Source organism: Corynebacterium suranareeae (assembly GCF_002355155.1).
Classification (GTDB): domain Bacteria; phylum Actinomycetota; class Actinomycetes; order Mycobacteriales; family Mycobacteriaceae; genus Corynebacterium; species Corynebacterium suranareeae.
In genome coordinates this window covers 2269023-2292274 of sequence record NZ_AP017369.1, presented here as the reverse complement: position 1 = coordinate 2292274, position 23252 = coordinate 2269023, and the positions used below count along the sequence as shown (strand labels likewise).

The window sequence follows — 23252 nt, the reverse complement described above, 5'->3', positions numbered from 1 at the left end:
AACTCGAATCGTTCAGGAGTTTGCGCACGATGAGTACGCCGATTAAGAACCAGAATGTCAGCAAGGAAAACTCACCAACCGACAGCCAATCTCAAGGTGTTTCTGCACCTGCCAGGTCCCATTGGAGCAATCTTCTAATCAAGTTGGGAATTCCAGCGTTGATTGTGGTTGTTATGTGGTTTGCCCCGCACCCTGAAGCACTCACGGATCAAGCGTGGCGGATGTTTGGCCTGTTCATCGCGACGATTGTGGCGATTATTCTCAAGCCAATGCCAATGGGTGCCGTGACAATTATCGGCATGATCACCGCGGTGTTGACTGGTTTGGTGCCGTTGACTGCGTCTTCTGATGATCCCGGCGCGGTGTATGGCCTCATTGGTTTCAGTAACGGCACCATTTGGCTGATTGTGATGGCGTTCCTGATTTCGCGTGGATTCATCAAGACGGGGCTTGGACGTCGAATAGCGTTGTTCTTTGTGTCTAAAGTCGGCGGAAAAATGCTGGGTGTGACCTATGGTTTGGCGCTTGCGGACTTGGTCTTGGCTCCTGCGATTCCGTCGGCAACAGCGCGAGGTGGCGGCATCATGGCGCCGATTATGAAGTCGGTGGCCTTGACTTATGATTCGACTCCTGGCCCGACTCGTCGCAGGGCTGGTGCGTTTCTTGCACTGAATGTGGGACAAGTCAATGCGATTACGTGCGCGATGTTCTTAACCGCAATGGCTGGAAACCCTTTGATCGCATCGTTGGCGTCGCAGATGGATGTCAATATCACGTGGACCAACTGGGCTGTGGGTGCGATTGTGCCTGGTTTAGTGGCGCTCATTGTTGTGCCGTGGGTGGTGTACAAGATTTATCCACCTGAGTTGAAGGACACCTCTGAGGTCAAGACGATGGCTTCTGATGAACTTAAGCAATTGGGTGGGTTCACTTATGGTGAGAAGGTGCTGTCGGGAACCTTTGTAGTGTTGCTGCTGCTCTGGACAGTTGGCGATTTGGTTTTGGGAATCTCTGCAACCACCACAGCATTTGTTGGTGTCATTATCTTGCTGGTGGCTCACGTATTGACGTGGGAGGACATCATTCAAGAAAAGACTGCGTGGGACACCATGGTGTGGTTCGCGGTGCTGTACATGATGGCAACAGCGTTGTCGCAGTACGGATTCATCGCCTGGATTTCTGAGGTGATTGCATCCAGTTTGGGTGGTATGAACTGGGTTGTCGCGCTGGTTGTCCTAGTGTTGATCTACTTCTTTAGCCACTATTTCTTCGCTTCGGCAACGGCACATATTTCCGCCATGTACTTGGCCTTCCTGGGTGCTGCGATTGCGATTGGTGCGCCTCCGTTGATGGCGGCCCTGGTGTTGGCGTACACCTCCAATTTGTTCTCTTCACTCACTCAGTATTCTGGTGGTCCTTCCCCAACACTGTTCGGTTTGAACTACATCACGGTGGGTGAGTGGTGGCGGACCTCGGCAATTGCTGGTGCGGTATCGATTACAATCTGGTTGGTTATCGGTGGTTTGTGGATGAATGTCATCGGACTCTGGTAATCGAAATCAACGGCAAAGGTAAGGGCGTGTGGCGATGTCAGCAAAATCGAGCCTCAAGGAAGTGGCTGAGCTAGCTGGCGTCGGTTACGCCACAGCCTCGAGGGCCCTATCCGGCAAGGGGTATGTGTCACCGCAAACGCGGGAGAAAGTTCAGGCGGCGGCTAAAGAGCTGAACTATGTGCCAAACCAGCTGGCCAAGGCATTGCGGGAACATCGCAGTGCCTTGGTGGGGGTCATTGTTCCGGATTTGTCCAATGAGTATTATTCGGAATCGCTGCAAACTATTCAGCAGGATCTGAAAGCTGCTGGCTACCAAATGCTGGTTGCGGAGGCCAATAGTGTGCAGGCGCAGGACGTGGTGATGGAATCGTTGATTTCGATTCAAGCTGCAGGAATTATCCACGTTCCAGTGGTCGGCTCGATTGCCTCTGAAGGAATCCCCATTGTGCAGTTGACTCGTGGTGAATTGGGTCCTGATTTCCCTCGGGTGTCGTGTGATGATGAGGCTGGGTTTTTTCAGCTGACCGAGTCGGTGCTGGGCGGCAGCGGAATGAACATTGCTGCTTTGGTGGGTGAGGAATCACTTTCCACCACGCAGGAACGGATGCGCGGTATTAGTCATGCGGCGTCGATATATGGGGCTGAGGTGACATTCCACTTTGGCCACTATTCTGTCGAATCTGGTGAAGAGATGGCTCAGGTGGTGTTTAATAACGGCCTTCCCGACGCTTTGATTGTGGCGTCACCTCGGCTAATGGCTGGGGTGATGCGTGCTTTTGCTCATCTGAATGTCAGCGTTCCCCACGATGTGGTGATTGGTGGTTATGACGATCCTGAGTGGTACAGCTTCGTCGGCGCTGGGATCACCACGTTTGTTCCACCGCATGAGGAGATGGGGAAAGAGGCCGTGCGCTTGTTGGTGGATCTGATTGAAAATCCTGAACTTCCCACCGGCGATGTGGTTTTACAGGGACAGGTGATCCTTCGGGGGTCGAGCACACATTCCGGGTAGAATCGCCTAAATGTCATCAATTTCTCGAACGATTGCTCTCGAACTCGGCGTCAAAGATGAACAAGTCGAGGCCGCCATCAAGCTCTTGGATGAAGGAAACACCGTTCCGTTCATCGCCAGGTACCGCAAGGAAATCACTGGGGGACTCGATGATACCCAACTGCGTGACCTGGAAGAACGCCTCAGTTACCTCCGTGAGCTGGAGGATCGCAAACAAAGCATCCTCGCCGCGATTGAGGAACAAGGCAAACTCACCGATGATTTACGCTCGCTGATTTTAGGATGCGATACCAAAGCGCGCCTGGAGGATCTGTACCTGCCGTTCAAAAAACGGCGCAAGACGAAGGCTGATACCGCTAGGGAGGCGGGCCTGGAGGAGCTCGTCGATAAGCTTATCGACGCCCCGTCCCTCGACGCCTCAGCCGAGGCCGCTGCCTATCAGACTGAGGGCTTCGAGGATGCCAAGAAAGTGTTGGATGGCGCCCGCGCGATCTTGATTGATCGCTTTGCGCTTGATGCTGATTTGGTCGGTGAAGTGCGCGAACAGATGTATCGCACAGGTTCCATGTCCGCGTCGGTAGTTGAAGGCAAGGAACAAGAAGGTGCGAAATTCAAGGACTATTTCGAATTCTCTGAACCTTTTGCCTCATTGCCATCCCACCGAATTTTGGCTCTGCTGCGCGGTGAAAACGAAGGTGTGCTCAGCCTTAATCTGGATGCGGGCGACGACTCCATCTATGAAGGTTTAATTGCCGATCGCTTTTCCCTGGATACCCAAACCTCCAGTTGGTTGGCCGAGGCTGTTCGTTGGGGATGGCGCACCAAGCTCTATGTCTCCTCCGGGCTGGATGTGCGCATGCGTCTGAAAGAAAAAGCAGAAGAAGGCGCACTGGATGTTTTTGCCACCAACCTGCGTGACGTACTTCTTGCAGCACCTGCTGGCCAGCGATCCACTATCGGTCTGGACCCAGGATTTAGAAATGGCGTAAAAGTAGCCGTGGTGGATTCCACCGGCAAGGATGTTGCCACTACGATTGTGTACCCACACCAGCCCCAAAACCGCTGGAAAGAAGCCGTATCTGAGCTGGCCAACCTGTGCGCGACCCACGGTGTGGAACTCATGGCGATTGGAAACGGAACTGCTTCGAGGGAAACGGAAAAACTAGCCGGCGAAGTGGCAGACATGATCAAAGCTGCGGGTGGCACGCGACCAACTCCCGTGGTGGTTTCCGAATCGGGCGCATCTGTGTACTCGGCATCACCGATCGCAGCCGAAGAATTCCCCGACATGGACGTCTCCCTCCGCGGCGCAGTATCCATTGCGAGGCGCCTCCAGGATCCATTGGCTGAGCTTGTAAAAATTGAACCGAAAGCCATTGGTGTGGGCCAATACCAACATGACGTTAACCAGATTGCGCTGGCTAAAACCCTCGACGGAGTTGTCGAAGACGCCGTGAACGCAGTCGGTGTCAACCTCAACACCGCATCTGCTCCGCTGCTCACCCGAGTTGCTGGAGTGACCTCCACCTTGGCAAATAATATTGTGGCTTACCGCAACGAAAACGGTGGCTTTTCCTCCCGCAAGGAACTCAACAAGGTTCCCCGCCTCGGACCAAAAGCTTTTGAACAATGTGCCGGCTTCCTCCGCATTTCAGGATCCACCGATCCACTTGATGCATCTGCTGTTCACCCCGAGGCCTATCCCGTTGTCCGCGAAATCGCGAAAGCAACCGGATTGGATGTGACAGGGTTGATTGGAAACACAGCCGTGCTGTCAAAACTGAATCCTGCCGATTTCGCGGATGAACGATTTGGCATCCCAACCGTCACCGACATCATCTCTGAGCTGGACAAACCCGGCCGAGACCCACGCCCCGAGTTCAAAACAGCCAGCTTCAAAGAGGGCATTGAGAAAATTTCCGACCTCAAACCCGGCATGATCCTCGAAGGCACCGTCACCAACGTTGCAGCCTTTGGAGCCTTCGTGGATGTCGGAGTTCACCAAGACGGCCTCGTGCACGTTTCCGCAATGAGCGACAAGTTCATCTCCAACCCACACGAAGTCGTCCGCTCGGGTCAAGTGGTGAAGGTAAAAGTCATGGAAGTCGATGTGGACCGCAAACGCATTGGACTCTCGCTGCGCATGACCGATGAGCCAGGTGCCCCAGCACCACAGAAAAAGAAAGAACACCGACCAGCGAAAAAGCAGCAGCGCTCCTCCAAGCCCGCAGGTGGTTCCATGGCAGATGCTTTACGACGCGCCGGCCTCGGTGGCTAACCAAACTGGCGTGCTCAGTAAATCGATTTTTGAAGATTGTGGGCACACTGGTTTGGCCTTGGACCCCAAAGTCATGCCTCCCCAGACGCGCTTCTAAGACCCGGCTTGGGTCAAATTAGTGCTGAAATAGCTGTTCGCGTGCTTGGCAGCATAAGACGGCATAAGACCAAACCAGGAGACCCAGAAATCACTTTTTCGACGTTTGTGGGTCTCCTGGTTTGGTGGATCGAGCTCATTACCAAACACAGAGACCCAACATTTAAGTTTTTGAAGATTCTGGGTCTCCTGGTTTGGTCGCTCTCAAATTTCGGCCTCTAACCCTAAAGGTCACACCTCCCCAGCAGCGCTTCTAAGAGGTTTTTAGAGCCTGATCCATACAAATACTTGTGCGAAAATCTTGGGGCCTTAAGCGGGCGATAAACGCCTCACGTAGTTTCTGGCTTTAAGCAGTGCCGAAAGACACCAAACATCGGTGCCAAGAATCTTGAAAAACCTGAAAGTTTGGCACGTATGTTTGGTTATAAAGCTGCCGGGCAGGCTACAACGCGTTGACTCCACCAGGCAGATTTATGAACCTATGGCCTAGGTGGGAGTACTTGGTTATGAAGTCGGCGCTGCGTTTTCCGGAGGCACAATAAACCAAAATGTCCTGGTCAAGACCTGAAAGAGCTTCCACCACATCGTCTTCGGAGTTGATCTGGCTTAAGGGCAGTTTGAGTGAGGTTGCGCCCTCGGGGAGGTCTTTGAGGAGGACTTCATGAGGTTCGCGGATGTCGAGGGCGGTGAGGAGATGGTTGAGGGTGGCGTCGATAAGCGTTGTTGTTTCGGGCCTTGCTGCCTCGTAGGAGCTGCGGAGCTCGGTGACCAGTGGGCGCGCGGGGTCGGCGGAGACGCGGAAGCTGCGTGTGGTGGCGGGGAATGCGTCGTAGGAAAGGAGGACTCCTGGTTGGACGTCGCCGATCTTTGTGAGAAATCCGATGGCATGTGTGGCCATGAGTGCTCCGATGGTCGCGGTGGTGGCGCCGAGGACTCCAGCGGTGGCGCAATCGGGGACGAAATCTGCTGATGGTTGTTCGGGGAAGACGTCGCGAAGACCGACGCCGCGGTTGTTAGGCCCTGAGTGGAAGAGTGCGAGTTCGCCGTGAAAACGCAGCACAGTTGCCCAAATAAGTGGGGTTCCGGTGATTTCAGCGGCGTCGGATACGAGGTACTTGGTGCTGAATGAATCGGATCCGTCTAGGACAAGATCGACTGAAGCGACCAGTGCGCAGGCGTTTTCTGGAGTGATTCGCTGATTCAGGGCGTTGACGGTGATGCTTGGTTGGAGCTCTTTGAGGCACCTGGCTGCAACGGAGACTTTAGACTGCCCGACATCACTTGCCCCGAACAGGATCTGACGGTGGATATTGGAAATATCTACTGTGTCATCATCGATAACCGTGATGGTTCCAACACCTGCTGAGGCGAGCGACTGCATGGCTGGGCAGCCCAAACCGCCTGCGCCAATGACGAGAACGTGGGCATTATGCAGTATTGTTTGTTGTTCGATGCCATAGCCAGGCAATGCTAGCTGTCGGGCAGTTCGATGAAGTTCAATATCTGGAAGTTGTGACATTTTAAAGCACCTGCTCAGCCCAAGACGCGAGACCCTCGAAACTAGAGGATGCAACAGCGTGTTGGCGTTGGGGGATTCTTCCGGCTTGGGCGGCTAATCGGCCAGCTTCAACAGCGCGGAACATTGCTTCAGCCATTGCTACTGGATTTTGTGCGCGGTTAATCGCAGAGGCTAGCAGCACTCCGTCGCAGCCTAGTTCCATGGCTAGGGTGGCATCTGAGGCAGTGCCGACACCGGCATCGAGAATGACGGGCACGCTTGCTCGACTGCAGATTAATTCAATGTTGTGTGGGTTGAGTATTCCAAGTCCGGTTCCGATGGGGGAGCCCAACGGCATGACAGCTGCAACGCCACAGTCTTCTAAACGGCTAGCGGTGATGGGATCGTCAGAGGTATAAGCAAGGACAGTGAAGCCATCCTGGACGAGGAGTTCACAGGCATCTAAAAGCTCAACAGTGTCTGGCAATAGTGTGTGTTCATCGGCGATGACCTCCACTTTTACCCAGTTTGTGCCAAGTGCTTCTCGGGCAAGTTGGGCGGTGAGTACCGCATCGCGGGCAGTGCGACAGCCTGCTGTATTGGGTAAAAGGGCGATTCCTAAACGGCGCAGCATGTCAAAAATGGATTCGCCACCTTCAGCGCTGGCTTGATGGCGGCGCATCGCCACGGTGGTCAATTGGGTTCCACTGGCAACAAGGGATTCCTCCAGCAACGCCTGTGAGGTTGCGCCACCGGTGCCCATGATGAGGTGAGAATCAAAAGTTCTATCAGCAATGTGCAGCATTTTAACCTCCCTGGATTGCGGTGAGAATTTCGACGGAATCTTCATTGCTGATCATGCGTGACCACTGTGACCTGGGGACCACAGCCGCATTGATAGCCACTGCGACTCCGGTGTCATGGCCGATTTCTTGTTTTACCAATTGCTCCACGGAAAGCTCCGCACAATGCATAGAGGTGCCATTGAAAGTAAAATTGATCATCTTAAAGAAAGTCCTTTTTAAGTGCGGTGGCGAAAAGGATCGCACACATCAAGAGTGGGGAACACGGGCTTCTTGGTGGCCAGATCTACGGCAGCGCGCGCACCGAGAGCCGCCAGTAAAATGCCGTGGCGGAAATAGCCTGTTGACACAATGACGTTGGAACCCACCCATCCCAAATATGGAATATCATCGGGAGTTCCCGGGCGGGCACCACAAGTGACTTCGAGGAATTCAGTTTCCTCAATACCTGGAACCAGACGGGTGGCATCGCGGAGGAGATCATAAACCGAGCCAGTTTTAGGATGCGGGTGGTCTTCACGGCTGGTCGCACCAATAGCTAACGTGCCATCATCGCGGGGAATGATATAAACCTGCCGATCCTCCACAAATCCGCGAATCACTTTGCTCACCATCGGCTGCAACTTCTCCGGCACCCGAACGCGAATAATATCGCCGTACACCGGCCGCAACTGCAGCGGGTTTGCGCCCTCAAACCACCCAGGAATGCGTGCGGCGCCTAGGCCTGCCGCTAAAACAACAACGCTTTTCGACGCCACCCTCACCCCCGAACCCATGGTTACGGTCAAGCAGGGGTCGTGGCCATCAATAGAGATCACAGTGTCGGCGATGTGCTCTGCACCCCGCTGCAGAATTGCGTCCAATAACGCCCGGGCATACAAACGAGGAGCAACCTGGTGATCACCATCAATGTTGACCACTTTGGAAATTCGGGGTGACAATGCTGGTTCCGCGGATCTAGCCTGACGAGTAGTTAAAAAATCCACGGGAAGATCCATCAAGTGCATGTATTTGATGAGCTCAGCAACATGCAGACCATCCGTGCGATCCGCACCCACCAACAGCGTGCCCTCTGTGCGGTAGCCGGTGGGAAGGTCTGTGTATTTGGAGACCCGCTCGAGCAAATCGGGATAAAGCCTTGCCGATTCTTTCATCAACTGAATCAAATCCTGCTGCTGATACTGCACCTCAGCAGTAGGGGCTAACATTCCGCCAGCATGGTGGGTTGCCCCAGAAATTGGATCAGGATCAATCAACGTGACTTGAAAACCCGCCTCTTGGAATTCAAAACATGTGGTCAAGCCGATGATTCCGCCACCAATGACAATTGCGCTCTTAGTCATAAGGCCCTTCCCGCCTCAAAATTTTCCAGCACTTCATGCGCGACTTTTTGCGGATTATCAGATTGTGAAAAGGCCCGAACCATCGCAACACCCGCCACGCCGGTAGCGCTGAGATCGCGGACATCATCAGGGGTGACATCACCGATAGCCACGACCGGCAGCGCCGACAACTTCACCAATGGGGGATAGCCATCAAGACCAATGGGTGGGCGACCAGAGTCCTTCGTTGGGGTTTTTCTAAACGGGCCAGCACCGATGTAATCCAACACATGGGCAGCCTCATTAGCTGCAGTCACCAGCTCTGCTGTGCCAGTAGTCAATCCAATAATCGCATCAGAACCTAACAACTCACGAGCTTGAAAAACCGAGACATCATCTTGTCCAAGATGCACACCGTGAATCGGTAAACCCTCACGCATTAAGGAAATAGCAACGTCGAGGTGGTCGTCGATAAGCACACGCGTTTTAGGGTTGCACCGCGCAACCTCGACCGCGACCTTGGCCGCTAGCTCTCTCATCGCCTCTGGCGAAATCGGTTTTGAACGTACCTGGATAACACCCGCACCACCTAAGGCGGCTTGCGACGCGGTGTGCACGATCTCCTCAACGGAACCAGCACCAGTTACGACATAACAACGCAGGTCAAAACGATTTTTATACACGGGTCAATCAGTCCTCGCTTCCTTCGCTGGTTCTAACCAGACAGGTTCGAACGGTCCCGCGCAGCAACAGCGCACAATCTCAGCCCAATGCTTTGGGCACCCGTGGGGTAATGTGCAACCAGTCAAGCCTGACAACATACTTTTGTCAACGATTAGATAAAACTTCGTTGAAAATCGGCACCCGAATGAGGGGGGTGGAATTCAGGTTTGAAAATAGGGTAGGGGATGTGAAAGAATATTCCAGTTGACTGTGCAAACCCGATTTCGGTTGGGTTGAAAGTAACAGCTTCGAAAATTGAAACGGATACGAACCGGCCGAGCGTCCCAAAACTGGGAAAGTGCCGCCAGGGTCCTCTTTCCCTACTAGCAAAAGGATTGTTTAAATGAACATTCTGGACAAGATTGACGCAGCATCCCTGCGCGATGACGTTCCTGCATTCCGTGCAGGCGATACCCTCGACGTTCACGTAAAGGTTATCGAAGGCACCAACACCCGTACCCAGCTCTTCAAGGGTGTTGTCATTCGTCGCCAAGGCGGCGGAGTTCGCGAAACCTTCACCGTACGTAAGGTTTCCTTCGGTATCGGTGTTGAGCGTACCTTCCCAGTACACTCCCCAAACATCGAGAAGATCGAGGTCGTCCGTCGTGGCGATGTTCGTCGTGCGAAGCTGTACTACCTGCGCGAACTGCGCGGTAAGGCTGCACGTATTAAGGAGAAGCGCTAATTTTAGCGTTTGGTCTATAGCTACTTGCTAGCTTTTGGACTAGCCCCTGATCGTTCACTTTTAGTGAATGGTTGGGGGTTTTCTGCTTTTGATAGAGATGTGAGCCGGACACATTGTGTGTCCGGCGGTCTGATCTAAGCTAATTGAAGTACTTAAACGGTTTAAGCTGCTTAGCTGCTTAGTTGCTTAACTGCTTAACTGCTTAAACTGCTTAAACTGCTTAGCTGCTTAACTGCTTAAACTGCGACGTTAGTTTTTAATCCATCAAGAATAATGCCAGCTGAAACCAGTGAGGCGTTCATGTACCAGGAATCATAATCCACGGCGATAGCTTGACCAGATTGAACTGCTTTCAGTGAGGGCCACAAAGGGGTGTCTTCTGGGCTGGATTTTCCGTCTTGCACTCCGTAGAACAACCAGTCGGCGTCTGCTTCGGCAATGAGCTCAGCGGATAAGTCTTGTCCAGCCTGATCGGTGAATTGTTGGGCTTCTGGGCGAGCGAATCCACAATCCCCAGCAACGGTACCTGCCATTGACTCAGCCCCATACATCTGGAATGCATCATCCTTTGTGCGGAGGAAAGACACTGATGGTGGCGTGCTGGGCTGGTTTGCTGCAATCTCAGCTGCGGTGTCTTCGTACTCTTGCAGGAGACTTTCGGCTTTGTCTTTCACGTTTGCTGCTTCTGCAATGGTGAGAAGATCCTGCTTCCAGTTTTCACCACCACCTTCGCCGGTTACCACAGGGGCGATGGCGCGCAGTTTGGTCAGCAGTGCTTCATCGGATCGAGAATTTGCGCAGATCAAAGTGGGATTTAGATTTGCAATGGCTTCAATATCTGGATCTTGGCGAAAACCACAATCTGCAATGCTATCTAGATCCATCTCTGCACCGAAACGATCCCTGAGGAACTGCGGAATAAGGTCGGCATTTTTAGCTGCTGCAACTCCAACTGGGGTAATTCCTAGCAACAGCAAGTTATCCAATTGTCCCGTGTTGAGAGCGACAATGCGCTGATCTTCAGAAGGACTGTCTGCAGCTGACGATGTTTGACCTTGGGATGTTTCAGATGATTGTGATGTTTGTGAGCATGCAGCAATAGCGAGCGTTGTAGTCCCCAGCAACGTTCCGAGAAAAGCACGACGAGAGAGTTTTGCTTGTGCGATGCTCGTGGGGGTCACCCGCGTAGATTTAGGCATAAAGAAAAGTTAGCCAAGCCTAAAAATATTTGTCAAACGGGCAAGCGTGTGCGATTGGGTAGAGCGTGCGTGCTGGCTTGAAATACCTAATGATGTTGATGTATTTTCCAGGTAAAAAGTAGTAAAATTGGAGAAACTTACTCCAGGAAAAAGTTTTGTGAATCGTTGGGTGCTTTGTAGGAATTTTGGGCTGGGTTAGTTAAAGGGTTGGTTTAAGGGTCAGTTAAAGGGTTTTGCATAAAAGGCTTTGCACTTAGGGTTTGAGTCCTCATTTGTAACTTTTTTAGATTGGTCAATGTCTTGCACCTATTTACCCACCTTTGGATATGCGTGTGATCCAGGGTGCAAACAAAGGAGCCCATCATGGTTCTTAAAATATTTCCCCGAAGGTTTAGTTACGCGAGCTGTTCGGTGCTTAGCGTCTTGGCTTTATTGGCCGCAAGTTGTTCCACGTCAACCGGGACCGATGAATCGCTAGAAGCCGCAAGCAATGGCGGTGATGGAGTAATAGCTGCGAGTCAACATGCTGTGACTTTTGATTCGTTGGCAGATGCGACAGTGAAAATCACAGGTCAAGGTACATTTATTGAGCCAGGTACGCTTGATCCTTCAGAATCTGCTTGGCAAGGATCTGGGTTTATTATTGATCCGTCAGGAATTGCCATTACAAATAATCACGTGGTGGTTGGTGCTGGCCGTTTGGATGGATTGTACGGTGCAGATGGTGATGACAAAGCAAGCATGCGAGTGCTTGGTGCATCTGAATGCTTGGACCTCGCTGTTGTACAACTAAGTGCAAAAGACCTCCCTCACTTCGAGTGGTTCGAAGGAAACATCACTACAGGTCTGGATGTGTACTCGGCTGGATTTCCAGTGGGATACGCTGATGATTTCACGTTGACCAGGGGAATTGTGTCAAAGTCTGACTTTGAATTTGATACCCAATGGGCTTCTTTGGAACATGTTATCGAACATGATGCACGTATCCGTGGTGGAAATTCTGGAGGTCCACTGATTACTGCCGATGCCAAAGTCTTAGGCGTTAATTATGCCGGTGATGATTCACTTGACTACAGTTTTGCCATCCATAGAGACGTCGTAAAAGACGTTATTCAGGACATGATCGATGGCAAACGTGTCTCATCAATTGGAATTAATGCGCAAGCATGGGACAGTGGCGACCCTCAATTTTTCGGCGTGTGGGTGTCTTCGGTGGAAGCGGGCGGTCCCGCAGATAAGGCAGGAATAGAGCCTGGTGATCTGATTCTTAAACTTGGCGGTGTAAGTGTTGGTGACGGCGGAAACCTAGGTAGCTATTGCCAAGTTCTAGACACCCAAGGAGTCGATGGCACCATTGATGTTGAAGTTCTTCGGCCAAGTGCGGAAGTGCTACTTGAGGGCCAAATTAATGGCAGAGAATTAGCGGTTACTGCCGAAAATGTCTTTGGGGGACAGGACCCCGCTGCGGCCGCAGCTGTCGGTGAATATAGTGGCCAATCCGTGGAAATTACGGATAATGAATCAACTATTGCCGTGTCAGTGCCAGTCGAATGGGCACAAATCGACGGGGAAGCCTGGACCGACCCACAAGGAAGATTCTGGAACTCTGTAGCAGCAGCACCTGATTTGGGCGCGTTTTGGGAAACATTCAGTGCATCTGGAATCTGGATGCTGGCAACTGATGCAGGTACGGCTCCTGAGGCAGCATTGGACCAATTCAGTTTCAACCAAAGCTGTGACCTATTAACCACTGATACCTGGGATGACGGATACTATCGTGGCCCGTTCAACGAATATGACTGCGATGGCACAACTCTCATCGTGTTGGCCACACAAGATTACGAGCAAACTGGAACATTAGTGCTGTTGACTCAGCTCAACGGTGAATATGAACTAACCACAGTGTTGGAGGGAATTGTCTCTACGTTCCGTCTTAAATAGGTTCCGCCCTTTTATAGGCCCATCATTGGATGGAGAAGACAGCACGGAAAAATTATGTGCTGTCTTAGCCGACTTTTTCATTGCATTTACATAGGTCTAATCAGCTCTAAAGTAATACTGCTAAAGTGAACTTCCGTGACTGATTTATCTAGTGCATCTAATTCTGACGATTCCAACCAGGGCGGTCGGTTCGGTCGACGTGCTAGAAAGTCGAAAAAGGAATCAAAGCCAACACCGTGGTACATCGAAATCCCGGTGGTGGTCGTGCTGACCCTCGCGTTGATTTTCGTCCTACAGACATTCGTTGGACGGATGTATATGATCCCCAGTGGATCGATGGAGCCAACCTTGCACGGATGTGAGGGGTGCACGGGTGATCGCATTTTGGTGGAGAAAGTTTCCTACTATTTCAGCGATCCAGAACCAGGAGACGTCATCGTTTTCAAGGGAACTGATTCGTGGAACGTAGGGTTTACCACCCAGCGTTCGGACAACTCGGTCATCCGGGGGTTGCAGAATTTGGGTTCCTACGTGGGGCTTGTCGCGCCGGATGAAAATGACCTGGTCAAGCGCATTATCGCTACCGGTGGTCAGACTGTTTCCTGCCAAGAAGGAGACCCTGGAATCATGGTCGACGGTAAGGAAGTAGATGATAGCTACACGCTTCAACCTGCTCAATTCCCAATCGATGAAACCTCTGGCTCCGCTGAGTGCGGAGGAAACTATTTCGGGCCGATCACCGTTCCTGAGGGCAACTATTTCATGATGGGCGACAACCGCACCAATTCCATGGATTCCCGCTACCATCTGGGCGATGAGTACCAAGGCACCATCCCGGAGGAAAACATCAAGGGCAAAGTTCAAGCCATTGTGCTGCCATTTAGCCGAATCGGCGGGGTCGATGATCCTGCCATCCAAGGCTAAAAATTTCGCTTTTCGACGCCTCCCTCCATGCGACGCTTAAAGCATCTACGGACCTTTGAGGTCACCTTGTCACGCAACGGGCTAGGGCCCGTTGCCGGTGTAGACGAAGCTGGACGCGGTGCTTGCTGCGGCCCAATCTCTATTGCGGCCTGCATTCTTCCAGACAAACCTATCGAAGAATTATCGGCGCTGACAGATTCCAAAAAACTCAGTGCCACCACTCGCGAAAAACTCATGCCATTAATCAAAAAGCATGCAGTAGCTTGGTCAGTCATCCTCATATCCGCGCAAGACATTGACCGTTTTGGCATCCAGCATGCCAATATTTCTGGCATGCGACGCGCCGTTGCTGCACTAGAAACGCGACCCGGTTACATTCTTACCGATGCCATGAAAGTTCCTGGTTTCACCGCCCCGTATCTGCCGATTATCGGCGGAGATGCTTCCGCACGTTGTATCGCCGCAGCAAGTGTCCTTGCCAAACAAACTCGCGATGACATCATGGCCGAATTGGCTACCAAGTATCCCCACTATGGGTTGGAAATCCACAAAGGATACAGTACGAAGATCCACATGGATGCGGTGCGCCACCACGGTGCGAGCCCCGAGCACAGATATAGTTATGCGAATGTGGCCAAGGCACACCAAGAATGGTTACAAGCTGCAGATAAACACACGACGGAAGGTGGAGCATGAGCGCTGAAGAACTCGACAACTACGAAGCAGAGGTTGAGCTTTCTCTGTACCGCGAATATCGCGATGTAGTAAGCCAATTTTCCTATGTTGTAGAAACCGAACGTCGTTTTTATCTAGCAAATGCTGTGCAGCTGATCCCTCACAACAGCGGAAATGACGTTTACTACGAAGTTCGCATGTCCGATGCTTGGGTGTGGGATATGTACCGATCAGCACGCTTTGTTCGCTACGTCCGAGTCATCACCTACAAGGATGTCAATATTGAGGAATTAGATAAGCCGGATATCATCATGCCTGAATAAGGCCCTGGTAGGGGGAGCTTTCTGTGATGTGAGATTCTCACAGCACTTAAGAATTTTCGATTAGGCGCATTCGACGATGAATGCGCCTTTTGTCAACCCCAGAAGTATTGAGCCTGTGGATAACTAGTGGCTTGCAAGGGTTATCCACAGCTTGGAGTAGTGGCTCCTTGAGGGCGTTGTTTAAACCACGTTGAATCTGGAAGCACAGATGAAACAAACTATTCAACGTTTTGGGGGAGATATGAAGACGCAAAAGCAATACTTAGGCGCATTTGGTGAGGACCTAACGCTGCAGCGTTACCTCGATGATGGTGCCACACTTCTTGGCCGCAACGTTAGATATTCGGTCGGGGAGATAGATCTTATCCTTCGATCAAGAACTGGGATCGTCATCTTTGCTGAGGTAAAAACTCGGCGTGGCAGTGATTTCGGCGAAGCTGATGCGATTGATCACCGGAAAATCACGCGTATGCGGAAAGCTGCGATGAAATGGTTAGAAGGGAAACCTTTTACTCCGTTGCGTTTTGATGTCGTCACGGTGGTGCTGGATCCACAAACGGGAAGCCCTGAGATCACTATTTACGAGGATGTTGACCATGGCGCTCGGTAGAACAATGTCCACGGCACAACTAGGTGTCCAAGCAAAAATAGTACGAGTTGAAGCCAATGTCGGCCCGGGTCTTCCCGGTACCTATGTTGTTGGTTTGGCTGATACGGCGATCTCAGAGTCTAGAGATCGGATTAAAACCGCAGTTAATAACAGCGGATTGAAGTGGCCAAAAACCAAAGTGATCATCAACCTTTCACCTGCTTCTATGCGTAAGCAAGGATCACAGTGTGATCTTGCTATGACAGTTGCAGTATTGGTGTCTCAAAGCCTTGATCCCAAAGCTCGGTTTCACGCACAGCAAACACTTTTTCTCGGTGAGGTAGCCCTTGATGGAACCTTGTTGCCCGTAACGGGTGTTTTGCCAGCACTCCTTGCCGCGCAGGAGGAGGGGATTGAAAACATTGTGATCCCGGAGGCCAACGCACCTGAAGCCGGACTAGTTGATCAACCCTCGGTATTTCTAGCGAATTCTATTGATCAAGTAATCAGATGGCTTGAAGGTGAGGAATCACTGCCACAAGCTGGATTCTTTAAACCAGAAAATAATACAAAGCTTCCAGATATGCGTGACGTGGTAGGGCAACCAGAAGCTCGGTTTGCAGCTGAGGTGGCAGCAGCGGGCGGACATCACATGCTTATGATCGGGCCGCCTGGATCTGGAAAATCAATGATCGCAGAACGTTTACCCAGTTTGCTTCCAAAGCTCACACCACAACAAATGATCGAAGCAACAGTAGTGCATTCAGTGGTGGGAAGGACGTTTTCTGGGCCTATTTCTCGTGCGCCTTTTATCTCTCCGCATCACAATGTTAGTAAAGCAGCACTTTTGGGAGGAGGGTCTGGTTCGCCTTTGCCCGGCGCGATTAGTTTGGCACATCACGGCGTGTTATTCCTTGATGAAGTAAGCGAAATTCCAGCATCAATCCTTGATTCTTTGAGAACTCCGTTGGAATACGGTTCCATCCGAATCATTCGTTCTAGGCATGACGTCACGTTCCCTGCGCAGTTTCAACTCATCCTCGCAGCCAATCCATGTAAGTGTGGGGCTGAACAAGCTCAAGAATGTGTGTGTTCAGGATCTGTCCGTGCAACGTATCTCAACAATCTTTCTGGCCCGCTTCGTGATCGCTTAGACATGGTTGTTGCAACCCACTCAAAGGGCGCAGTGTTACGTAGCGATGATGTAGAGGCTTCAGCGTCGATAGCTGATCGTGTTGCGCTAGCGCGCGAGCGTGCATCCTTTAGGTGGAAAAAGGCAGGGTTGGGTGATGTAGTAAATGCCCATGTTGATCCCCACTTCTTGCGTAGAAATTTTGCCGCCACCGAAGAAGCCATGGTGTATCTCGGGGCTTTTCTTGCGGAAGGTTCAATTTCGCAACGCGGTTGTGATCGTGCCATCAAACTCGGCTGGACGTTGTGTGATTTAGACGGACAGCAGCAACCAAACCTTGATCATATTGCACGGGCAATGGAACTACGAGGTAGTGCCTATAGCGAGGTGGCAGCATGACTGACTCTCGGTTGCTTGCATGGGCGTATCTTTCAAAAGTTGTGGAAGGCCCCAACATTTACCTGCAAAACCTTCTTAAAGATGGATATGACCCTGAAAAGATCGCATTTGGGATTAAACAACGGCAGACGTGGCTTGGGGAGGGACTCCTTAAAGCAACGGAGTCAAGGGCATTGGTTGATACTGCCAAAGAAGACTTAGAAACCATCACACGGTTAGGGGGTCGATTGATCACTCCCGAGGATAAAGAATGGCCTAAGGAAGAATTTGACCATGCATTTGGCTTCGCTGCCTCGGGTATGAGCGATCATGTCCGTACCTATCAAGATGATGCTCTACCACCGCATGCGTTATGGGTTAGAGGTGGAAACTTAAGGCAACTTGCAGCTCAATCGGTCACCATCGTTGGAACGAGGGCAATTAGTCACTATGGGGCTGAGGTAACTCGGGAGTTTACTCACGCCTTAGCAACGCATCAGTGGACAATCGTTTCAGGTGGTGCACTAGGGGTCGACAGTGTTGCTCATAGCGAAGCTCTACGTGCTAAAGGATCAACAATTGCGGTAGCCGCCTGTGGCTTGGATCGACCTTACCCCAGTCGCAATCGGGATCTTTTTAATAGCATTGTCAGAGCAGAAAAGGGAGTGATGGTTAGTGAATATCCTCCGGGTACCCCGCCACAACGACACCGATTCCTTACCAGAAATCGTTTGGTCGCAGCACTATCCCAAGGAACCGTCGTGATCGAAGCTGCCTGGCGATCTGGAGCATTGAATACGTTGAGCTGGTGTGAGGGATTAGGGCGGGTAGCTATGGCAGTTCCTGGCCCTGTTAACAACGCAGGTTCTCTTGGTTGTCATGAGCGGATTCGTAATGGAAGTGCCCAAATGGTCACAAGTGCTGATGATGTGAGGTCGTTACTCGGGGCAGTGGGCGCAATGGATAGTCAAGCCCAGTATGAATTAAATTTCGCAGCCACCCCGATACAGGGGCTAACCAGAAATGAGTTGAGAGTATATGACGCTTTGGATGATCGTGATGTGGGAAAAGAAGCTGCAGCAACCGCTACAGAAGCTGGTCTGACCTTGCAGTTGACAATTTTTCTGCTTATAGACTTGCAAAAGCGAGGGATCGTCAGAAGGGATGGAACCCTATGGTTTCGGAACACTGAAATGCAATAAAACCTGGACATTATTTAAAAAACTTCTCAAAAAGGTTGCATTGGCATCAACCGAAAGATAGTGTGTGTGAGGCAAGCCTAAGTATAGTTCTTCAAGGTTCGGGCTGGTTCCTTGAAAACTGTTTAGCAATGTGGCTCTACGAAAGTAGAGCAACATCGCGCTAGGGTTAGCACTATGGGTGAGTCAAAAAAGAAGGCGACACGTTCCGGGTGGAACGTGTCGCCTTCTGGTATTTCTAAGGACGTGCATGCCACTAGAATGCACACGCTTATCGACGATTTCTGTGAACATCTCGACCTCGTGGTCGGAAGGTCAGCTGCGACAATCCGCGGGTATCGATCGGATCTTTACGCAATGGCTGAGGTGGTAGGAGATATTGACCGATTTACCTTGCCCAAGTTGCGTGAATGGTTGGGGATTGCAGTAGATGAAGGACGATCACGCGCAACCCTTGCACGAAGGACCGCATCCGTAAAAGCGTTTTCTTCGTGGGCCCAGAAAAATGGGTATCTCAAAGTTGATGAGGCCGCTCGTCTTGTATCTCCGAAGATCAATCGGGAATTGCCAAAGATTTTAGGGGAGCAGCAGGCCGGGGATTTCGTCGAAAATGCTGCCTCATCCAGCGAGGAAGAGTTCTTGAGGGATTCCGCTATTTTGGAGTTGCTGTATGCCACGGGAATGCGCGTCGCTGAGCTTTGTGGGATTGATTTGGGTGATGTGGACCATGATCGCCAAATGGTGCGCATTTTGGGAAAGGGAAATAAAGAACGAGTTGTTCCCTTTGGTGATGCTGCACGAGACTCACTGGCGAAGTGGCTAGATGTTCGAGCCGCAATGGCTAAAGAAGACAGTGCTCTTTTTGTGGGGGTTCGCGGAAAAAGAATTAACGCGCGCCAGGTCAGAAGAATTGTCGATAGGGCGGCAAAAGTTTCGGGTGTTGATCATTTATCACCACACTCGTTGCGACACACCGCTGCAACTCATCTGCTCGATGGCGGGGCTGATCTGAGGCAGGTGCAAGAGTTATTGGGGCACTCTTCTATGCAAACGACACAGATTTATACCCACGTGAGCAACAAGAGGCTACTCGAAGCATTTAATAAAGCGCACCCACGGGCTTAGTAGATTGGTTTAAGTCGAATAGTTGGTCTGGGGAGTAGAGAAATTGGGTTGATATACACTTCGCCTATCTTTGCACCCCATTGAAGTCCGGGATAAGCAGTGGTGGGATGCCCAAGTTTTCCAATTACATCACCTTTTTCCACCCTGTCTCCGACTGCAAGATGGGCGTGAACTGGCTGATAGGTGGTCCGTAATCCGTCATCATGATCGATGGAAACAGTCGGAGTGCCAACGACGATGCCCACAAAGGCGATAGTTCCAGCATTGCTAGACAGAACGTTGTCTCCGATTTCTAATGGAAGATCCACACCACGGTGACCTGGTAACCAATTTTTCTCAGGCTTGTCGAAGCGACGCAGAATCAAACCAGCGTGATCTTGGCCAGTTGCGGGGTTTACATAGGCATGTGCGATCACCGGTGAAAGCGAAAGGGTGAAAACTAGCGAAAGGGAAATTATCCAAAGTAGTCTCAGGCGCATATTTACAAGCATCGCCAAGCTCTAGATCACCGTCCATGGCGGCTTGAAAGTCTGTGGATCGTGGGGCAGTAGGGGTTGTTGTGGCTGACATTTTGGGGATCTATCCACAGGTGCAAAGTTAAGGTTTGGGAATGCAGGTCAAAGTATGTAAACTTGTCCGCAGCAGTGTGTCCGAATTGTGCTTTGTTAGAAAATAAAGTTCAGTTTTTGCCTCTGACTACGCGCGGTGGCGTTAAATTTCTGATTTAACTCCGGAGCAACGAGGTCCCAAAAACTTCCTCAAGTTTTAGGGTGTTGAGCTGGGAAACCATCGCTAGGGTGCAGGATAAAAACCTGCACAAATTTTTAAAAACCGAAACCCTTAGACTTTAGAAAGGGGCTTAACATGGCAGTCGTAACCATGCGAGAGCTTCTCGATGCTGGTGTGCACTTTGGCCACCAGACCCGCCGTTGGAACCCAAAGATGCGCCGTTTCATCTTCACCGAGCGCAACGGCATCTACATCATTGACCTGCAGCAGACCCTGACCTACATTGATCAGGCTTTCGAGTTCGTCAAGGAAACCGTCGCTCACGGTGGCACCGTTTTGTTCGTTGGCACCAAGAAGCAGGCTCAGGAAGCTGTTCAGGTCGAGGCTGACCGCGTTGGCATGCCTTACGTGAACCACCGTTGGCTCGGCGGCATGCTGACCAACTTCCAGACCGTTTCCAAGCGCCTGAGCCGCATGAAGGAACTGCAGGCTATGGATGCTGCAGAAAACGGCTACGATGGTCGCACCAAGCGCGAAATCCTCATGCTGACCCGTGAGCGCACCAAGCTGGAGCGCGTCCTCGGTGGTATCGCTGAGATGTCCCGCGTGCCTTCTGCACTGTGGATCATTGATACCAACAAGGAGCACATCGCTGTCGCTGAGGCTCACAAGCTGAACATCCCAGTTGTTGCCATCTTGGACACCAACTGTGACCCAGACGTTGTTGATTTCCCAGTGCCTGGTAACGACGACGCAATTCGCTCCACCGCTCTGCTTTCCCGCGTTATCTCCACCGCAGTGGAAGAGGGCAAGAAGGCACGCGAAGAGCGTCAGCTTGCTGCTGCTAAGGAGGCAGCTGGCGATGCAAAGCCAGAGGCAGAGGAAGCACCAGCAGCTGAGGCTGAAGAAGCAGCAGCTGAGTAAAAACTCTCCGCACTGCAAATTTTGCAGATAGCTGACTTACATTAAGCCCCCACGACAATGGAACTTTGACTTTTAAAATTTCATCGCCGTGGGGGCTTTTTGGGCAGCGCCCCGCCTATTTACCACGTGATCGGCCAAATGCATGTACGATCACTTTTTAGACGGGCGGGTAGGGGCATCGTATCCATCGAAATGCCCCTAACCTAAGCTTGTAAAGCATTAATTATCCATACATAAGGAGGATCGCCCCGTAATGGCGAACTACACCGCTGCGGATGTTAAGAAGCTCCGCGAACTCACCGGTTCCGGCATGCTCGACTGCAAGAAGGCACTGGAGGAGTCCGCAGGCGACTTCGACAAGGCTGTTGAGATCCTGCGCATCAAGGGCGCAAAGGACGTCGGAAAGCGTGCAGAGCGCAACGCTACCGAAGGCCTCGTTGCTGTTTCCGGCAACACCATGATCGAAGTCAACTCTGAGACTGACTTCGTTGCTAAGAACGCTGAGTTCAAGGACTTTGCTGCCAAGGTTGCTGAAGCAGCTGCAGCTGCAAAGGCTAATTCCCAGGAAGAGCTCGCAGCTGTAGACGTCGATGGACAGTCCGCAGATGCTGCACTGCAGGAGTTCTCCGCAAAGATCGGCGAGAAGCTTGAGCTTCGTCGCGCAGTTACCCTTGAGGGTGACAAGACCGCTGTTTACCTCCACCAGCGTTCCGCTGACCTGCCACCAGCAGTTGGCGTTCTGGTTGCTTTCGAAGGTGAAGGCGAAGAGGCTGAGGCAGCTGCACGTCAGGCTGCAATGCAGATCGCTGCACTGAAGGCTTCTTACCTTACCCGTGAGGATGTTCCTGCCGAGGTTATCGAGAAGGAGCGTTCCATCGCTGAGCAGATCACTCGCGAAGAGGGCAAGCCAGAGCAGGCTATCCCTAAGATCGTTGAGGGTCGTCTGAACGGCTTCTACAAGGAAAACGTTCTGCTTGAGCAGGCTTCTGTTGCTGATAACAAGAAGACTGTTAAGGCTCTTCTCGATGAGGCTGGCGTTAATGTCACCTCTTTCGCTCGCTTCGAAGTTGGCCAGGCTTAAGGCCTTTTGACAGTGCCTGTGGTTTTTAAGAGATCCCACACGCGCTTCAAAAAGACTTTGAAAGTCTTAAAAGTTTGAAGAATGTGCCCCACGTATCAACAATGATGCGTGGGGCTTCATTCTGCGCACAGCAGTTTATTTAAAACTCTTTACGCAAAATCCCCAGTCTTTCCGCAATCATTACACGGGTCGATGTAAGATCGAATCCCAGGAATAGGGGTGCCCTGATTTTCCGGTCTTGGTGGTTTTAGTATGCCAAGACTGTCGGGAGTACCCCGTGGCCGAAGTTAAATGCGGTTGGCAAAACCCCTACTGAAGGAGAACCCCACGGTGACCACCTCGAGTGAACAACCCCGTACTGGATACAAACGAGTGATGTTAAAGCTCGGAGGTGAGATGTTTGGTGGTGGCAAAGTTGGCGTTGATCCTGATGTTGTAGACAATGTTGCACGCCAAATCGCCGAAGTGGCTAAAGGTGGAGCAGAAATCGCCGTGGTAATCGGTGGTGGAAACTTCTTCCGAGGTGCTGAACTTCAGCAGCGTGGAATGGATCGTGCTCGCTCTGACTACATGGGCATGCTTGGAACTGTAATGAACTGTTTGGCACTGCAGGATTTCCTCGGCCAGCACGGTGTTGATTGCCGCGTTCAAACAGCAATCAACATGGCTCAGGTTGCAGAGCCCTATTTGCCACTGCGCGCTGAGCGTCACTTGGAAAAGGGACGTGTTGTCATCTTCGGTGCTGGCATGGGTATGCCATTCTTCTCCACTGATACCACTGCAGCGCAACGTGCTCTGGAAATCGGTTGCGATGTCTTGTTAATGGCAAAAGCTGTCGATGGGGTCTACAGCGATGATCCTCGCACCAACCCAGATGCAGAGCTTTATACGGAGATCACTCCAAAGGAAGTAATCGAGAAGGGGCTGAAGGTTGCTGATGCAACGGCATTTAGCCTTTGTATGGATAATAAGATGCCTATTTTGGTGTTCAATCTTCTCACCGAAGGAAACATTGCACGCGCCGTAAACGGAGAGCGTATCGGCACTCTAGTTGAGTCCTGAT

General features: G+C 51.5%; 22 protein-coding genes and 1 riboswitch. Of the genes, 15 read left to right on the top strand and 7 right to left on the bottom strand.

Features of this window, described 5'->3' with window-relative positions; translation table 11 throughout:
• Positions 1-29: 29 nt before the first annotated feature.
• The 3 genes from N24_RS10690 to N24_RS10680 are packed head-to-tail and all read left to right on the top strand — an operon-like array spanning position 30 to position 4843.
• Positions 30-1553 carry an anion permease gene (locus N24_RS10690; protein ID WP_231910987.1) on the top strand — a complete coding sequence of 508 codons (1524 nt, stop codon included), beginning with the start codon at positions 30-32 and terminating at the stop codon, positions 1551-1553.
• Positions 1554-1587: 34 nt separating this feature from the next.
• Entirely contained in the window at positions 1588-2565 is a 978-nt protein-coding gene (locus N24_RS10685; RefSeq protein WP_096456819.1) for a LacI family DNA-binding transcriptional regulator, read from the top strand.
• A gap of 10 nt (positions 2566-2575) precedes the next feature.
• Positions 2576-4843, top strand: a complete 2268-nt coding sequence (locus N24_RS10680; protein WP_096456817.1) for a Tex family protein — start codon at positions 2576-2578, stop codon at positions 4841-4843.
• Between the two features lie 538 nt (positions 4844-5381).
• Here the strand turns inward: N24_RS10680 and N24_RS10675 are convergent.
• The 5 genes from N24_RS10675 to N24_RS10655 are packed head-to-tail and all read right to left on the bottom strand — an operon-like array spanning position 5382 to position 9245.
• Entirely contained in the window at positions 5382-6458 is a 1077-nt protein-coding gene (locus N24_RS10675) for a ThiF family adenylyltransferase (RefSeq protein ID WP_096456815.1), read from the bottom strand.
• 1 nt (position 6459) lies between these two features.
• Positions 6460-7242, bottom strand: coding sequence for a thiazole synthase (locus N24_RS10670; RefSeq protein ID WP_096456813.1), 783 nt, complete (start codon positions 7240-7242; stop codon positions 6460-6462).
• A 1-nt stretch (position 7243) separates the two neighbouring features.
• Entirely contained in the window at positions 7244-7441 is a 198-nt protein-coding gene (thiS, locus tag N24_RS10665) for a sulfur carrier protein ThiS (RefSeq protein ID WP_096456811.1), read from the bottom strand.
• A gap of 17 nt (positions 7442-7458) precedes the next feature.
• Positions 7459-8583 (bottom strand): glycine oxidase ThiO, encoded by a 1125-nt coding sequence (thiO, locus tag N24_RS10660; protein WP_096456809.1) that lies wholly within the window; start codon positions 8581-8583, stop codon positions 7459-7461.
• Positions 8580-9245, bottom strand: coding sequence for a thiamine phosphate synthase (locus N24_RS10655; RefSeq protein WP_096456807.1), 666 nt, complete (start codon positions 9243-9245; stop codon positions 8580-8582). The genes thiO and N24_RS10655 overlap by 4 nt, the downstream gene beginning before the upstream one ends.
• Position 9246: 1 nt before the next feature.
• A riboswitch (TPP riboswitch) is annotated at positions 9247-9359 on the bottom strand.
• A 269-nt stretch (positions 9360-9628) separates the two neighbouring features.
• Here N24_RS10655 and rplS point away from each other — a divergent pair.
• The gene (rplS, locus tag N24_RS10650; protein WP_096456805.1) at positions 9629-9970 is read left to right on the top strand and encodes a 50S ribosomal protein L19; all 342 of its coding nucleotides are present in this window, start codon (positions 9629-9631) and stop codon (positions 9968-9970) included.
• A gap of 236 nt (positions 9971-10206) precedes the next feature.
• Here the strand turns inward: rplS and N24_RS10645 are convergent, their stop codons facing one another.
• Complete coding sequence (locus N24_RS10645; RefSeq protein ID WP_096456803.1) at positions 10207-11169, bottom strand: iron-siderophore ABC transporter substrate-binding protein; 963 nt, start codon at positions 11167-11169, stop codon at positions 10207-10209.
• 528 nt (positions 11170-11697) lie between these two features.
• Between N24_RS10645 and N24_RS10640 the strand changes: the two genes are divergently transcribed.
• From N24_RS10640 to N24_RS10605, 8 genes are all read left to right on the top strand, one after another.
• Positions 11698-13110, top strand: a complete 1413-nt coding sequence (locus N24_RS10640; protein WP_096456801.1) for a S1C family serine protease — start codon at positions 11698-11700, stop codon at positions 13108-13110.
• Positions 13111-13245: 135 nt separating this feature from the next.
• Entirely contained in the window at positions 13246-14034 is a 789-nt protein-coding gene (gene lepB, locus N24_RS10635; RefSeq protein ID WP_096456799.1) for a signal peptidase I, read from the top strand.
• A gap of 27 nt (positions 14035-14061) precedes the next feature.
• A complete protein-coding gene (locus N24_RS10630) occupies positions 14062-14730 on the top strand; it encodes a ribonuclease HII (protein WP_096456797.1) in 669 nt (222 codons plus the stop codon).
• Positions 14727-15032 carry a DUF2469 domain-containing protein gene (locus N24_RS10625; RefSeq protein ID WP_003857573.1) on the top strand — a complete coding sequence of 102 codons (306 nt, stop codon included), beginning with the start codon at positions 14727-14729 and terminating at the stop codon, positions 15030-15032. Before N24_RS10630 ends, N24_RS10625 begins: the two co-directional genes overlap by 4 nt.
• A gap of 241 nt (positions 15033-15273) precedes the next feature.
• Entirely contained in the window at positions 15274-15642 is a 369-nt protein-coding gene (locus N24_RS10620) for a YraN family protein (protein WP_096460073.1), read from the top strand.
• Positions 15629-17152 (top strand): YifB family Mg chelatase-like AAA ATPase, encoded by a 1524-nt coding sequence (locus N24_RS10615; RefSeq protein WP_096456795.1) that lies wholly within the window; start codon positions 15629-15631, stop codon positions 17150-17152. Before N24_RS10620 ends, N24_RS10615 begins: the two co-directional genes overlap by 14 nt.
• Complete coding sequence (dprA, locus tag N24_RS10610) at positions 17149-18333, top strand: DNA-processing protein DprA (RefSeq protein ID WP_096456792.1); 1185 nt, start codon at positions 17149-17151, stop codon at positions 18331-18333. Before N24_RS10615 ends, dprA begins: the two co-directional genes overlap by 4 nt.
• A 174-nt stretch (positions 18334-18507) precedes the next feature.
• Entirely contained in the window at positions 18508-19455 is a 948-nt protein-coding gene (locus tag N24_RS10605) for a tyrosine recombinase XerC (protein ID WP_096456790.1), read from the top strand.
• Here the strand turns inward: N24_RS10605 and N24_RS10600 are convergent.
• Entirely contained in the window at positions 19452-19946 is a 495-nt protein-coding gene (locus N24_RS10600) for a M23 family metallopeptidase (protein ID WP_096456788.1), read from the bottom strand. The genes N24_RS10605 and N24_RS10600 overlap by 4 nt on opposite strands.
• 373 nt (positions 19947-20319) lie before the next feature.
• On the opposite strand from N24_RS10600, the gene rpsB reads away from it, so the two are divergent.
• The 3 genes from rpsB to pyrH all read left to right on the top strand — a co-directional run bounded on the left by rpsB (position 20320) and on the right by pyrH (position 23251).
• Positions 20320-21108 (top strand): 30S ribosomal protein S2, encoded by a 789-nt coding sequence (gene rpsB, locus N24_RS10595; RefSeq protein WP_096456786.1) that lies wholly within the window; start codon positions 20320-20322, stop codon positions 21106-21108.
• 253 nt (positions 21109-21361) lie between these two features.
• Entirely contained in the window at positions 21362-22189 is an 828-nt protein-coding gene (gene tsf / locus N24_RS10590) for a translation elongation factor Ts (protein WP_096456784.1), read from the top strand.
• Between the two features lie 330 nt (positions 22190-22519).
• Complete coding sequence (pyrH, locus tag N24_RS10585; protein ID WP_096456782.1) at positions 22520-23251, top strand: UMP kinase; 732 nt, start codon at positions 22520-22522, stop codon at positions 23249-23251.
• The last annotated feature ends 1 nt before the right edge of the window (position 23252 follow it).

Coding starts and splice junctions, on each gene's coding strand:
- N24_RS10690 (WP_231910987.1), top strand. CDS start 30: ATGAGTACGCCGATTAAGAACCAGAATGTCAGCAAGGAAAACTCACCA.
- N24_RS10685 (WP_096456819.1), top strand. CDS start 1,588: ATGTCAGCAAAATCGAGCCTCAAGGAAGTGGCTGAGCTAGCTGGCGTC.
- N24_RS10680 (WP_096456817.1), top strand. CDS start 2,576: ATGTCATCAATTTCTCGAACGATTGCTCTCGAACTCGGCGTCAAAGAT.
- N24_RS10675 (WP_096456815.1), bottom strand. CDS start 6,458: ATGTCACAACTTCCAGATATTGAACTTCATCGAACTGCCCGACAGCTA.
- N24_RS10670 (WP_096456813.1), bottom strand. CDS start 7,242: ATGCTGCACATTGCTGATAGAACTTTTGATTCTCACCTCATCATGGGC.
- thiS (WP_096456811.1), bottom strand. CDS start 7,441: ATGATCAATTTTACTTTCAATGGCACCTCTATGCATTGTGCGGAGCTT.
- thiO (WP_096456809.1), bottom strand. CDS start 8,583: ATGACTAAGAGCGCAATTGTCATTGGTGGCGGAATCATCGGCTTGACC.
- rplS (WP_096456805.1), top strand. CDS start 9,629: ATGAACATTCTGGACAAGATTGACGCAGCATCCCTGCGCGATGACGTT.
- N24_RS10645 (WP_096456803.1), bottom strand. CDS start 11,169: ATGCCTAAATCTACGCGGGTGACCCCCACGAGCATCGCACAAGCAAAA.
- N24_RS10630 (WP_096456797.1), top strand. CDS start 14,062: ATGCGACGCTTAAAGCATCTACGGACCTTTGAGGTCACCTTGTCACGC.
- N24_RS10625 (WP_003857573.1), top strand. CDS start 14,727: ATGAGCGCTGAAGAACTCGACAACTACGAAGCAGAGGTTGAGCTTTCT.
- N24_RS10620 (WP_096460073.1), top strand. CDS start 15,274: ATGAAGACGCAAAAGCAATACTTAGGCGCATTTGGTGAGGACCTAACG.
- N24_RS10615 (WP_096456795.1), top strand. CDS start 15,629: ATGGCGCTCGGTAGAACAATGTCCACGGCACAACTAGGTGTCCAAGCA.
- dprA (WP_096456792.1), top strand. CDS start 17,149: ATGACTGACTCTCGGTTGCTTGCATGGGCGTATCTTTCAAAAGTTGTG.
- N24_RS10605 (WP_096456790.1), top strand. CDS start 18,508: ATGGGTGAGTCAAAAAAGAAGGCGACACGTTCCGGGTGGAACGTGTCG.
- N24_RS10600 (WP_096456788.1), bottom strand. CDS start 19,946: ATGCTTGTAAATATGCGCCTGAGACTACTTTGGATAATTTCCCTTTCG.
- rpsB (WP_096456786.1), top strand. CDS start 20,320: ATGGCAGTCGTAACCATGCGAGAGCTTCTCGATGCTGGTGTGCACTTT.
- tsf (WP_096456784.1), top strand. CDS start 21,362: ATGGCGAACTACACCGCTGCGGATGTTAAGAAGCTCCGCGAACTCACC.